18 protein-coding genes are annotated in these 13,192 nt (G+C 35.3%); 11 read left to right on the top strand and 7 right to left on the bottom strand.

Annotated elements, in window-relative coordinates; translation table 11 throughout:
* Positions 1–49 precede the first annotated feature (49 nt).
* The 11 genes from AC5KOD_RS19400 to rpsI all read left to right on the top strand — a co-directional run bounded on the left by AC5KOD_RS19400 (position 50) and on the right by rpsI (position 7,213).
* Positions 50–514, top strand: a complete 465-nt coding sequence (locus AC5KOD_RS19400) for a hypothetical protein (protein ID WP_496916247.1) — start codon at positions 50–52, stop codon at positions 512–514.
* 15 nt (positions 515–529) lie between these two features.
* Positions 530–808, top strand: coding sequence for a hypothetical protein (locus AC5KOD_RS19395; protein WP_496916246.1), 279 nt, complete (start codon positions 530–532; stop codon positions 806–808).
* Positions 809–1,009: 201 nt separating this feature from the next.
* On the top strand, positions 1,010–1,288 hold the full coding sequence (locus tag AC5KOD_RS19390) for a hypothetical protein (protein ID WP_496916245.1): 279 nt from the start codon (positions 1,010–1,012) through the stop codon (positions 1,286–1,288).
* 16 nt (positions 1,289–1,304) lie between these two features.
* Positions 1,305–1,601, top strand: coding sequence for a hypothetical protein (locus AC5KOD_RS19385; protein WP_496916244.1), 297 nt, complete (start codon positions 1,305–1,307; stop codon positions 1,599–1,601).
* On the top strand, positions 1,594–2,556 hold the full coding sequence (locus tag AC5KOD_RS19380; RefSeq protein ID WP_496916243.1) for an N-acetylmuramoyl-L-alanine amidase: 963 nt from the start codon (positions 1,594–1,596) through the stop codon (positions 2,554–2,556). Before AC5KOD_RS19385 ends, AC5KOD_RS19380 begins: the two co-directional genes overlap by 8 nt.
* A gap of 353 nt (positions 2,557–2,909) precedes the next feature.
* The gene (locus AC5KOD_RS19375; protein ID WP_496916242.1) at positions 2,910–3,749 is read left to right on the top strand and encodes an energy-coupling factor ABC transporter ATP-binding protein; all 840 of its coding nucleotides are present in this window, start codon (positions 2,910–2,912) and stop codon (positions 3,747–3,749) included.
* Positions 3,725–4,600 (top strand): energy-coupling factor ABC transporter ATP-binding protein, encoded by an 876-nt coding sequence (locus AC5KOD_RS19370; protein WP_496916241.1) that lies wholly within the window; start codon positions 3,725–3,727, stop codon positions 4,598–4,600. Before AC5KOD_RS19375 ends, AC5KOD_RS19370 begins: the two co-directional genes overlap by 25 nt.
* Positions 4,597–5,394 carry an energy-coupling factor transporter transmembrane component T family protein gene (locus tag AC5KOD_RS19365; protein WP_496916240.1) on the top strand — a complete coding sequence of 266 codons (798 nt, stop codon included), beginning with the start codon at positions 4,597–4,599 and terminating at the stop codon, positions 5,392–5,394. Before AC5KOD_RS19370 ends, AC5KOD_RS19365 begins: the two co-directional genes overlap by 4 nt.
* A 58-nt stretch (positions 5,395–5,452) precedes the next feature.
* A complete protein-coding gene (truA, locus tag AC5KOD_RS19360) occupies positions 5,453–6,199 on the top strand; it encodes a tRNA pseudouridine(38-40) synthase TruA (protein ID WP_496916239.1) in 747 nt (248 codons plus the stop codon).
* A 179-nt stretch (positions 6,200–6,378) separates the two neighbouring features.
* Positions 6,379–6,807: a 50S ribosomal protein L13 gene (gene rplM / locus AC5KOD_RS19355; RefSeq protein ID WP_245249373.1), complete on the top strand. Its 429-nt coding sequence runs from the start codon at positions 6,379–6,381 to the stop codon at positions 6,805–6,807.
* Positions 6,808–6,820: 13 nt separating this feature from the next.
* The gene (rpsI, locus tag AC5KOD_RS19350) at positions 6,821–7,213 is read left to right on the top strand and encodes a 30S ribosomal protein S9 (protein WP_496916238.1); all 393 of its coding nucleotides are present in this window, start codon (positions 6,821–6,823) and stop codon (positions 7,211–7,213) included.
* Positions 7,214–7,234: 21 nt separating this feature from the next.
* Here the strand turns inward: rpsI and AC5KOD_RS19345 are convergent, their stop codons facing one another.
* The 7 genes from AC5KOD_RS19345 to AC5KOD_RS19315 form a co-directional block, all read right to left on the bottom strand.
* Positions 7,235–8,530: a site-specific integrase gene (locus AC5KOD_RS19345; protein ID WP_496916237.1), complete on the bottom strand. Its 1,296-nt coding sequence runs from the start codon at positions 8,528–8,530 to the stop codon at positions 7,235–7,237.
* Positions 8,531–8,593: 63 nt separating this feature from the next.
* On the bottom strand, positions 8,594–8,869 hold the full coding sequence (locus tag AC5KOD_RS19340; RefSeq protein WP_496916236.1) for a helix-turn-helix transcriptional regulator: 276 nt from the start codon (positions 8,867–8,869) through the stop codon (positions 8,594–8,596).
* A 2-nt stretch (positions 8,870–8,871) separates the two neighbouring features.
* Entirely contained in the window at positions 8,872–10,062 is a 1,191-nt protein-coding gene (locus AC5KOD_RS19335) for a Rep family protein (RefSeq protein WP_496916235.1), read from the bottom strand.
* Positions 10,063–10,291: 229 nt separating this feature from the next.
* On the bottom strand, positions 10,292–10,633 hold the full coding sequence (locus AC5KOD_RS19330; protein WP_496916234.1) for a hypothetical protein: 342 nt from the start codon (positions 10,631–10,633) through the stop codon (positions 10,292–10,294).
* A 24-nt stretch (positions 10,634–10,657) separates the two neighbouring features.
* The gene (locus AC5KOD_RS19325) at positions 10,658–11,017 is read right to left on the bottom strand and encodes a hypothetical protein (protein ID WP_496916233.1); all 360 of its coding nucleotides are present in this window, start codon (positions 11,015–11,017) and stop codon (positions 10,658–10,660) included.
* 421 nt (positions 11,018–11,438) lie between these two features.
* Entirely contained in the window at positions 11,439–12,527 is a 1,089-nt protein-coding gene (locus tag AC5KOD_RS19320) for an FtsK/SpoIIIE domain-containing protein (protein ID WP_496916232.1), read from the bottom strand.
* Between the two features lie 196 nt (positions 12,528–12,723).
* On the bottom strand, positions 12,724–13,023 hold the full coding sequence (locus AC5KOD_RS19315) for a hypothetical protein (RefSeq protein ID WP_496916231.1): 300 nt from the start codon (positions 13,021–13,023) through the stop codon (positions 12,724–12,726).
* Positions 13,024–13,192: the final 169 nt, after the last annotated feature.

The raw sequence follows: 13,192 nt of genomic DNA, 5'->3' as shown, positions 1-13,192 counted from the left end.
CCAGCTGGCAACAACACTATTACGTTTGAGAAAGTGGGGACGGTTTAATATGGCAGATATCGTACAATTAGTAGAAAATGGACAGAAAAAGTATATTAAGACGCATGTTAAAGCTATTGAAGAACTTGAAAAAGAGTTAGCAAAATATGAGAAGACAGATGGCTTGTCTGCAGGAGAAACGTTATGGGCAGGTGGCTTAGTATTTAATTCAACAAATACTATCACTCCGACAAAAAGTTTAGATGAGTGTAAACATGGTTGGGAACTTACCTGGTTGAAATGGGATTCAACAAATGGGGCAGATCAGGGCAGCAGATGTAGAACCTATATCCCTAAGACAACTCCAAGAAATCAGGCAGCGCTATTTCCTATCGCGTTAAATCAGATATACCGAGAGGGTGCAATGAATATTACGAAAAATACGTGGTTTTCTACTACCGAGCTTAAAGGACATGGACAAAATGCACTAGCACCTAACGACCGGGCTATTTTACAATCTGTGGTTAGTTACTAGGATAAAGGTGAGAGAATGAAGATATGGGCCTCCATTAATGAAAATAATCGATTAGAGGGATATAGTTTTTCGGAAATGAAAAATTTTATCGAGCTTGTAGTAGAAAAAGAACCAGTAGATGTGTTTAATTGGATTGTCCAAGATGGTGTCCTAATTTATAATCCAGAGGGATACAATCAAGAGGAGAACCTTAGTGAACTTGAGAAATTAAGATGGGAAAATAATGAAATTAGAAAGAATCAACAGATGTTGGAAAGTGCGATTCTTGAAATTTCTGACTATATTTTCAAGTGAAAACCGAGGCGGTCGTGATGGACTATAAAAGCTTTGTCAGTAATATATGTAAAACAAGTAATATTTGGTATGCGTCAAGTTGAGCAGTTATCAGGATGAATTCAAAATCAATTAAAAGATAGAGTTAAATGACTTCAAAAAAATAATAATGAGGGAGTTTGTTCATAGAGCAAGCTCCTTCATTCTAAGTGAGGTGAGCCAATGGGAATAGAAAGTTTGCTGTCAAACGCAACAGAGATCAGTTTTGGGCTATTGTTCGTATCCTTATTTATTTGGGTGATGAAGAAGAACGACGAACGTGAAAAACGTTATACCGTTCAACTTGAAGACAAAACCAGAGTAATTGCGGAGCAGCAAAGCTTCATTGCAAAACAATCAGAGATGATGGGAAATATTTCCAATACAGTGAAAGAAACAAGCGAAACAATTAAGAAAGTGTCAGAAGAAATTCATGATATAAAAATCAAAATAGAAAGATGAGAAAGGAGGTCAGAAAATGGAGATATTATTAGAATGGATGTCACAGTACGATGAAAATCAGATACTTTCAACAGCGATTATTTGCTTGATAGTCGTATTCGTGACCAATTATACGGGCATCGTTGAAAAGCGCTGGTTGCCTGCCACAGCCACGATTATCGGTGCCGTTGTGGGAAGTGTCTTTAGTTTGCACTATGGGGATTATTTTTATTCGATTGGCTTGGGAATCATCGGTGGCTTTGTCTCAAGCGGTGCCTATGATTTTGTGAAAGATACCTTTATGCCAAGTCAGAAGAGAGCGAAAAATGACTAAAATATTATTGGTGGCTGGTCACGGCCAAGGGGATCCGGGAGCCAGTGGCGGTGGCTATAACGAGGCAGCCACCATGCGCCAGTTAGTCAGCAGAATCAAACAATTGATTCCAGATAAGGTGGATAGTTACGATCAGACCAAGGATTGTTACCAACAAAATGGCTTGGCTACCACCACCTATCGGAATGTGATTGAGTTTCACATGGACGGCGCCGCCAATCCAAATGCCAGTGGCGGTCATGTGATCATTGCTGCAGGTTTTTCACCAGACAATTTAGATACCCGCTTGAAAGACGTGATTAAAAATCACATTGGCATTTGGACGGGCACGCCAAGCGGGTTTTCTTTGCGCAAGGATTTACAAAACTTAAATGTGGCTGCTCAGAGAGGTATTGCCTATCATCTACTGGAATTGGGCTTTATTACCAACAACGGCGATCGAACTAAGGTAATTGGTAACATGGAAACCTTGGCAAAAACCATAGCCACAGGAATTTCCGGTGGACCAATCAGTAGTCAAAAGCCAAGTGTAACAGACAAGACAGTCACCGTGGCCCTTCATGCTAGCCATTGGAGTTCGTCCAGTAAGGGAGCGAAGATCGCCCAGTGGGTCAAAGGCAGAACTTTTACTTACCGTCAGGAACGAGCAATTAAACAGTCTCGCTCCAATTATGAGTACTTGCTGTATAATAAGGAGCAGCCAATTGGTTGGTTGTTGTCACAAGACTGCGTCGGAGGCTTTGGTTCGGAAGTCCCAGGGGGTAGTCAGTCAAGGAACTGGGACCCATTGAAAATCGGTTCAAAAGTGACCCTGATTAATGCTGTGGATTATCAGGGAGCTCCCTTAAGGACTCAAGGCGTGTATGAAGTCATGGAAATTAATGGCGACCGAGCTGTTATTGGTAAAAATGGACAAGTGACAGCTGCAGTCGTTACCACCAATCTGAAACAATAACCCCTGAAAAACCTAGCTCTTGCTTTCTTAGGTCTAGGTTTTTTGAGGTGTCATGACATAAAGTGGTTTATTCCCTAAATTAAACGGAAAAAGGGGCCAAGATGATGGAATTTACTTGATAATATGCTATTATAGACAAGTGACTTGGTCGAGTTTAGTGACAAGGAAATAAAAGTAAAAAAATTATCGTTTATTTAAATAAAAAAGCCGTTAAGTATTCGCTTATAGGGAATTTAGTGCAGTGATAGGATCATATCATTGAAACTTTGCTATTTTTTTGTTAGTGTTATACTTGATTAAAGCTGACTGCCTAAGTTGGCTTTCTTTTGTAGAAAGAAACTGTGAGGGACATTATGAAACCAATTATAGAGATCGATCATATTAGTTTTAAATATCAAGAAGACCAAGAGGCTTCTGCTTTGAATGATATTTCTTTTTCAATTAATCAAGGCGAATGGGTGGCTATTATTGGACATAATGGGTCTGGTAAATCTACTTTAGCTAAAACGATTAATGGGTTAATCTTACCAAATAGAGGTAAGGTGATTGTCGGTGGATTGGAGCTTAATGAAGCTAATGTTTGGGATATTCGTAAAAAAATTGGTATGGTGTTTCAAAATCCTGATAATCAATTTGTAGGATCAACTGTTGAAGATGATGTGGCATTTGGTTTAGAAAATCAAGGCGTGCCGCGAGACGAAATGGTTAAGCGGGTGACAGATGCTCTAGATAAAGTTCGCATGGGCGACTTTAAAACGAAAGAGCCTGCTCGTTTATCAGGTGGTCAAAAGCAGCGTGTTGCAATCGCAGGAGTAGTTGCCTTGAGCCCAGATGTAATTATTTTAGATGAAGCGACAAGTATGCTTGATCCTAAAGGGCGTTTAGAGGTTATTTCAACGATTCAACAACTAAAGGAAGAGAAAAATTTGACCGTTATTTCAATTACACATGATATTGATGAAGCAGCGAATGCTAATCGAGTATTGGTCATGAAGTCTGGTGAATTAGTGCAGGAAGGCACACCAGAGGAAATTTTTTCTGCTGGGGAAAAATTAATTGCTATGGGCTTGGATTTGCCATTCCCAGAAAAACTCAAGATTGAATTAACCAAGTTAGGAATCGATGTACCAAAAGAGTACATGTCTGAAGAAGGGATGGTGGACTGGTTATGGACATCCGTTTTAAACAAGTAGGCTTTACTTATCAACCAGGGACACCCTTTCAGCATCGTGCATTGTCAGATATTAATCTTGATATCAAGGAAGGGTCTTATACGGCTATTGTGGGGCATACAGGTAGTGGAAAATCAACGTTACTTCAACATTTAAATGCGTTAGTAAAGCCGACGGAAGGCCAAGTCGAAATCGGTGATCGGATCATCAAGCCTGATACTAATAATAAAAATTTGAAAAGTATTCGAAAAGAAGTAGGCATCGTGTTTCAATTTCCAGAGGCACAGCTATTCGAAGAGACAGTAGCGAAAGACATTGCTTTTGGTCCTAAAAATTTTGGCATAACAGATGAGTGTGCACAGGAAATAGTGAAGGAAACTTTAGAGATGGTTGGATTGGATGAAAGTTATATGGAACGCTCGCCTTTTGAGCTTTCTGGGGGGCAAATGCGTCGTGTTGCGATAGCAGGAGTACTTGCCATGGAACCATCTGTTTTGGTCTTAGATGAACCAACGGCAGGCTTGGATCCACAAGGGAGATTAGAAATGCTAGAAATGTTTGATCGTCTTCACAAAGAGCGTGGGTTGACGGTTGTTTTAGTCACTCATATGATGGATGATGTTGCTAACTATGCGGATTATGTTATTGTGTTGGAAGATGGTACAGTTGTTAAGCAAGGTGTGCCTCAAGAGGTATTCGCAGATGTTAGTTGGTTAAAGGAAAAACAACTAGGTGTGCCAACAGCTACAGCATTTTCACAACGTTTAGCAGATAAAGGCTTCAATTTCACGCAATTACCGTTGACTACGAAAGAACTAGCTAAAGCGATTAAGCATCTTCTGGTAGCTGAGCAGGTAGGTGATCATCAATGATGGATAAATTGATTTTTGGTCGTTATATTCCAGGCGATTCTTTTATACATCGAATGGATCCGCGTGCTAAATTACTTACCAGTTTTTATTTTATTGGGATTATTTTCTTATGTAATAATTGGCAGTCTTTTTTGTTGATGTCTTGTTTTACGATAGGAATTATTTTCTTGTCGAAGGTAAGCATAAAATTCTTTATTCGAGGCGTTAAACCGCTGATTTGGTTGATTTCTTTTACTGTTATTTTGCAGATACTTTTTTCAACAGGCGGGACAGAGTATTTTCGTTTTGGTATCATAGCTGTCACTGAGTTGGGATTGCTGAATGGGATATTTATCTTTTGTCGGTTTGTTTTGATTATTTTTATGTCAACACTTCTAACATTGACAACTCCTCCACTGGCTCTATCAGATGCGATTGAATATTTATTGCGTCCTTTAAAAGTGGTGAAATTCCCAGCACACGAAGTATCGCTAATGCTTTCAATCGCTTTGCGTTTTGTTCCGACGTTGATGGACGAAACAGAGAAAATTATGAACGCGCAACGAGCTCGCGGTGTTGATTTTGGTGAGGGAAATCTAGCTCAGAAAATGAAAGCTATTGTGCCATTATTAATTCCGTTGTTTGTTAGCAGCTTTAACCGAGCAGAAGATTTAGCAATTGCAATGGAAGCTCGCGGTTACCAAGGTGGTGAGGGGCGGACCAAGTATCGAGTGCTTCATTGGCAAGGAAGTGACACGGTCGCAATTTTGATTTATGCCCTGTTGACTGTAGGGTTAGTTTATCTAAGATATTAAATTAGAGAGGTAGGGAGGTTTTCCTATCCTCTTTTTTTCAAGTAAAGGAGTATAAGAGATGCCAAGATATAAAGCGATTGTGGCTTATGATGGCACGAATTATTGTGGTTTTCAAAGTCAGGAAAATGGTCATACAGTACAAGCGGAAATTGAAAAGACTTTAAAAAAATTGAATAATGGAAGAGCTGTTACAATTCATGGATCAGGTCGTACAGACTCAGGAGTTCATGCCTGGGGACAGGTTATTCATTTTGATTACCCGGAGCGAGACGCTGAGAAGTTACGTCATGCACTGGATACGCAAAGTGCAGCAGATATCGCGATACGTTCGATTGAAAAAGTATCTGATGAGTTTCATGCTCGCTATGATGCAGTTGAAAAGACGTATCATTATCATTTGGATATTGGTAAACCGAGAACACCGTTTAGACGATTTTATGCGGCTCATTATCGTCACTCGTTAGATGTTGAGCGAATGCAAGAGGCTATTCACTATCTAATTGGAACCTATGATTTTTCGGCATTTTGCGCAACAGGCACAGCCGTTGAAAATAAAGTTAGAACCATACATGAAGCGACAGTGGAGTATGCAAATGAGACTGAATTAGTGTTTATTTTTCGTGGTGATGGTTTTTTATATAAGATGGTGAGAATTTTAGTGGGAACATTAATCAAAATTGGTAGCGGTCATTTGGCGCCGAGTGACATGCCAGCTATTATTGCAAGTCATGACCGTAATCAAGCGGGACCAACCGCCCACCCAGAGGGCTTGTATCTAATGGCTGTCACTTATCCGTTAGAATAAAAAACGGATTCGTTATTAATATAAAAAAATATAGATAAGTCGCATAAAACCATTGACATTATGCTGTTTTGCGCGTATTATGGTAAATGGTATTGTTTGCCCCACGATGAGCCCCGGAAACTTATTGTGTCAAACATCAGACTTATAAATTGGAGGAAACAAACGTGCGTACAACATATATGGCCAAAGCTGGCGAAGTAGAACGTAAATGGTACGTAGTAGATGCAACAGATATTCCTATGGGACGTCTTTCAGCAGTAGTTGCATCAATCCTACGTGGTAAAAATAAACCAACATTCACACCTCATGTGGATACTGGTGATTTCGTAATCGTAATCAATGCAGAAAAGATCAAATTAACAGGTAACAAAGCAAGTGATAAAATCTATTACCGTCATAGCCAATACCCAGGTGGATTGAAATCTGTCTCAGCTGGTGAATTGCGCGAGAAAAATTCTCGTCGTTTGATTGAAACATCTGTAAAGGGCATGCTACCTAAGAAAACTTTAGGTCGTCAACAATTGTCTAAATTACATGTGTATGCTGGATCAGAGCATCCGCATCAAGCACAACAACCAGAAGTATTAGATATCACTAACCTAATTTAAGGAGGGAAATTCATTGGCTAAAGTACAATATTTCGGCACAGGCCGTCGTAAAAAATCTGTAGCACGGGTACGTTTATTGCCTGGTACAGGAAAAATCGTTATGAACAACAAAGCAATTGAAGAATACATTCCGCATGCTGATTTGCGTGAAGTTATCAACCAACCTTTCGCTGCAACTGCAACCGAAGGGGCATATGACGTTATCGTTAACGTTAACGGTGGTGGCTACTCAGGTCAAGCTGGTGCAACTCGTCATGGGATTGCTCGTGCTTTATTAGAAGTTGATCCTGACTTCCGTAGCGCGCTTAAATCTAAAGGGTTACTTACTCGTGACTCTCGTATGGTTGAGCGTAAAAAACCAGGTCTTAAAAAAGCGCGTAAAGCTTCACAATTCTCTAAGCGTTAATATTGCTTATATATCAACGTTTCAGGCGTTTCGCAATTCATGTTGCGAAGCGTCTTTTTTATTGTTGACACCACAGTTGACACCATTCAAGTCTGAATCTTTTTGAAACAATTTGCGATAAGCCATTTCTCCAACGGGTATTTTAATGACATTTGGTGTATTTACATAGGTCTTTGTGACAGTTATATCGCTATGAGTTAATGCTTCAGAAATCTGTTCCAATGACATACCTGACTGTTTCGCAAGTGTTGCACCTGTATGACGTAGTTTATGTGGTGTGGCATGAACTAGATTAGGATGGCGACGTTCAATGGACTTCATACGGTAATTTAGGTAATCTGTGTGAAGTGGCTGATTGATGTTGCCTTTATTGTCAATGTATGTGAATAAAAGTTGCTCGTCTGTTTGTTCAATGCCAAATTGTGCAAGCTCTACTTGTTGTTGAGTTTTCCATTTAAACAATAAATCTTTTAATTCAATTGGAATATGAAAGATTGTCGTTTTGTTACCTTTTGTGTTTTTCTCATTGCCAAACTTATCTAATGCCTTACCAATAAAGATTTGTGATTTGAAAAAATCAATATCTTTCCATTTTAGCGCATAAGTTTCAGATTTACGGTCAGACAAGAAAAAAGTTGTTTGAAAAAGTACGTAGTCTTGAAATGTTAATTGCTCGTTTTGCCAATCTTCTTGAACCGTTACGAGCCATTCCTGTAATTGTTCAAAAGATAAATACAAATCTTCTTCTTTTCTAGCTTGCTTTAATTGATTTTTCTTCGTTGCTTTAATCCGTTTCAAAGATTTATCAAGTTTATTACGGTCAATGTATTCTAATTCCTCTGCCCAATCAAAAATAGAATTCACATAGCTTCTCAATGTTTTAAAATTTGCATATTCAGCTGCTTTTTTTGTCATTACTTGTAGGACGATAGCTTTATTGTGGTTTAGATAATTTAGGGTATATTTTCCAAACATAGGTAAAATATGCAGTCGAAAAACATCTTTTGTGTTACTAACAGTGACATTAGTTGGTGGATTTGTATTTGTTGAGGTCAAACCTGCTACATAAGCGTCAAGCCAGACTTCTTTGTAAAAATCTTTGAATAATGCTTCACCGCCTAATTCAATTGCACTTTTTTCCTTATTTTCACGTACTTCTTTAATGCTAGCATAGAAATCAATTTGAGCTTCGTTAGCCTCCTTTTTTGTTTTGAATGTTTTTGAGTAAAGTTTTCCTACACCTAAAATGGTTTGAACATCTTGAGGATAGTAAAGTCTCAAGCGATAGGTGTTATTTGTAGTTTTTGTAATTGACATAGTATTTTCCTCCGAATTGCGAACCGAAATCAAATACTATGAGCAATTATATCGCGTTCGCAGTCATTTTTCTATATTTTCTAACCAATTGTCGATAGTTAAACGATCAAATCTTGTGGAACCACCTATTTTTAATAAAGGTAATCCTTGAGCAATCCAGTTATCTAATGTGTTATTGGAAACCTGTAAATAGTTACAAGTTTGTTTTTTGTTCATATAACGATGTTGTATATTTTCTTGTTTTTTAATTTTTTCAATTTCAGTAGCAATTAGGTTGTTAAGCTGATTGGAAATTTCTTTCAATTGTTCTTCACTAATCAAGATTTTCATTTCTGTCATAATTACACGTCCTTATCATTTAATTGAGGTGAACCTATTTCAAATAGTATTCTTGTGGCCTTTTCTATGTCATTTTCTGTTTTAAAAATGATTGATTCACTCCAGTGGTTTTTTATTTTCAAATTAAATAATTCTTGATATGTTTTTTTATTGTCATTCCAAAACATCGGAATGATGTAATCATAATTGAACTTGTAAACATTGATACGTCTGAAAAATTGTTCTTTTTTATCTACGTCATTAAAAACCGTTTGATGACTTTTATCATTTTTCAATGCTCGATAGAAATCATTGGGAGAGAAGGGGCTAGTAATAATTATTTTTTCAGCAACAATTTTTTTGTCAAAATAACGGCTACCAGCAACATTCTCAAAATTGAATGGATCAGTAAGTTTCAATAATTCATTGTATGAAATAGAATTAGGGCGTAATTCATCAAGAATCAGAACACTTTCACCATCATAATTTGCAAATAAATCTCTATTTGAACCAGTAATGTAACGATTTTTTTTATAACGAGATTTAGCAAAACGAGTTTTTCCAGTTCCAGTGTCACCGAATAAATAAAAGACTTCAATTTTCTTTTGTTCTTTTTCCATTCGTGTCTTAAATTCTTCAAAACGGTGGTCTGCTAATAATTTTTTGATAATGCTTAATTGATGTTCGTTTCTTGCGTATTCAGTCGGAGATAATTGGTTCATAAGAGTTTTAAGTGTGATTTCTCCATTTCCAAATGAATCAATTAAATGTTGAATTTCTTCTTTTCTACTTCGATTTATAGATTTAGTTATCTTGTTGATACGCTCCTTAAAATCAAAGTTCGCTACCACGTCATCAATGTCATATTGAAATTTTTCCTTTGCTTGATTAGTTTTGTGAATCAAATAAGAATACATATTGTTAGGGCGGTTCAACCAAATTTCAAAGTTTTGTGAGGAATCATTAAATACCTTAGCTACGTTATTAACTTTTCGGGGATTTTCAAATTTTAATGCGATATGATAATGAGGTACTACTAATTTGTTATCAGTAACGGAACTTGTGTCTTTATCATGAAGAATAATTGCATATTCAACAGGATTAAGTGTTTCTTTCACGTATTGTGATAGTTTCTCTATCTCAGTTGGAATATTGCGGTTTTCCATGTATTCAATCTGATTTTCATACATAAAATTCCTGAATTTTTTTGTCATTAATTATCACTTCCATTCGCTGTTAGTTATTTCTGTAGGATTCTGGAACACATTGAAAAAAGGTGTTCCAGAAAACTGTATCAGTAAATTGCATTGATTCTATTGCTTGTTTCACGTTACTTTCGCCACTTTGGAACAATTTAATTTTCCATATAATAAACCCATGGAAAATTGATAGAGCAATGTTTTGGCAATCTAATTTGTAATTTTGGCACATTTTTGCAGTTTTCTATTTGAAATAGCCTAAACGAACAAGTAATGCAGTTATTAAATCTTGCGAATCAAAAAGAATTTTATAAAATTCAGTCAAACTAAATTCTTCTGTTCCACAACAATAATCAAAATATTTTAGAATTATTTCATCATTTTTGAAATATAATTTAGCAATTTTATCATCAGACAACTCGTAACCTTTTTTTATATATTTTTGTTCGCTAGATGTAAAATCACTTGTATCAGCATAGTCGCGTACACCACTCATTTGAAGATAATCCAAAGCACCAGAATGCAGTCTGTCATAGAGTTGATTACTCATTTCATTTTTTTTATTTAATTCGTTGTTTTTAGTCATTTTTAAATTCCTCATTTCGTTTTTTTATTTTAAATAACCTAATCGGGCAAATAGTGCGTGTATTAATGTTAATGAAGCATTAGTGATGTTAGAAATTTCGTCATCTTCAAAACAATGTTCATTGAATATGTCATTAATTGCAAAAAATAATTCAGAGATTTGTGCATCGGATAAATGATGATGCTCAGCAACAATTTTTTGTTCATGTTCAGTTAATTCAATTCCGACTTCTTCGTGTGAACGTAACTCATTTCTTATAAGAACATCATTTGCAATATCATGTAAGTATTCATGAAAATCTTCAATTAGTTTTTCATTTCGCAACAGTTCAGCAATTTCATAGATTGTATTTTCGTCACGCTTTTTAATAATAATATTTTCCATTTAAAAATCCTCATTTCATTTTTTTTATTAATAATTTCTCTTGCATAATTATTATGTAAAACTTTTCCCAAAAAAATGGTCAAATTTGAATTTGTAACATAAATGTAATATTTGGAGTCGAAATAGACTGAAATGAAAAAGGAGTATTGATTATAATCAAAAAAACCTCTATTTTCAGAGGTTTTCTTTCTAGATATTGTCAATTTTATATTCACTACGAATAAACTACCCGTGACACTAATCACTGAATATCAAACAAAAAAGTATACAACAGTCTGTTTTCATTCGATATTTTGGTAGTTAGAATGAGAAAATTTGTCAACAATTTTCCCAATCTAAATACCAAAAATCTCAAGGTCCAGCCTGTCGACATTTTTTTCTCAAAATTCAGTTTATTAGTTCGGCTATTATTTATTTGTAGTTACATTTTTATAAAGGGGGAATCGAACATACTCAAACTTTGTCCGTTGATTAAAATATACCCTTGTCCACGTTCACGTTTTAATATGTCATTAGCGCTACGATTTTCCCCAAAAATCATTCTAAAATTTTCTACAGAAAGATTTCCCAAACCAATTTTTATAGCGGTATTATCACGTATAGCCAAATCAATAGAATCGGAACTTGCTCGTTGCATAGCAATCAATACGTGAATATTGGCTGCACGACCTTTTAAGATTATATTCTTTATTTTCATGTTTAGTGTTTGCCATTCTTTTTTTTCAATCACTAAACTTAATGCAGCAAATTCATCAATGATGAGAAAAACTGCTTCATTGTCTTTAGTTTTATTGCTATATCGTTCTTCCATTAATTCTTCAACAGATTCAATATAGAGTTTTATATCTTCGATGGAACTTGCTACCATAGGCAATTTAAAATAATCAGTAGTAATTTGTTCTAATTCATCAAATTTTCCATCACAAATATAAATTAGATACGGAGGTGCCTCTTTGAGCATTTTATGAATAATACTAAACAACAAATATGATTTTCCTGTACCAGAATTACCACCTAATAATAAATGGGGGTTACGAATATAATCCCACTCAAATCGTTTTGACAATGAAATTTTCCCTTGTGGGTCATAGTCAATACTTGCTGATAAATCACAAATTTCTTGTTCTTTACATTCTTTGTATAAAAGAATGTATTCAACAAATCCGATTTCATTGTTTTTTTGTAATAATTTAGCATGAAACAAACTTTGTAACTGACTATCAAAATCGTGCAGTCTATCGTCTAACATGGAACCTGTTTTTAATAATTGTAGAGTTAAAAGTGTATCGTCATATTCACTTTTTTTAGTTTTGTATTTGATTTCAACAGATAGTTGAACTTTATTTAATCTCTGATTGATCCCTTCAATTTTTTTTAATTGTTTGATTTCATCAGTTAAATAGAGTTCATTTGCTTGTAAAAAATATTTCAATTTATATCTTATGGTTGAGTATCTAAAAGCCTTGAGAAAAGCTTTATTATGCAGTTTTTTCAACTTAACTTTAAACATTAATGTTTCATATCCTTTCCTTTTAAGACGCCTCAAACAGCAGTATATTGCGTCTTGTAGCGTTTTATGTAAGGTGTCATCATTTTTTTTCGTTAGCTATTTTATGCTGTTTTCAAAAAGTTTTTTATTTGTTATCAGTTATTCATCTTTAAAAAATAAAATGCGCGAAATATTAATGTTTCACGCATTTTATAAGCTAATCGCCAAGTTCTTGCAATTTATTTGCTGAAATTGTCACACCTGATTTTCCGTTATCTAATGTCCATGAATTAGCAATTAATCCTTCAAATGAAATGTTTTGACGTTTTTCAATTTTTTTAAATATTTGCTTCTCAGCACCTTTAATGCGTACTTTGAATTTTTCAAATGTTGCTAAATTAATACAATGAATTTCTACACCTTTTACTTCTTTTGTTGTGAAATCTAACCAATTACTTGCACCCATAAATGCAATACCATATTCAAAACTTTTTTCTACATCAACATATAATCTCATTTTTCTTCCTCCATTCTGTACAACGTTTTGTTGTATAGAAGTAATATCAAAAAAGGCTGTTTTATTTAACGAAGGGTATATTTCTCATATAAAAATTGAAGAAATTAGGGGAGCTTCCCATTAGTAAAATGAAATCATTGTTTTTTTAGAACAAAAAAGCATATGAACA

The sequence above is a fragment of the Vagococcus sp. WN80Y genome (assembly GCF_059621045.1).
This window is presented reverse-complemented; position numbering and strand designations above follow the sequence as displayed.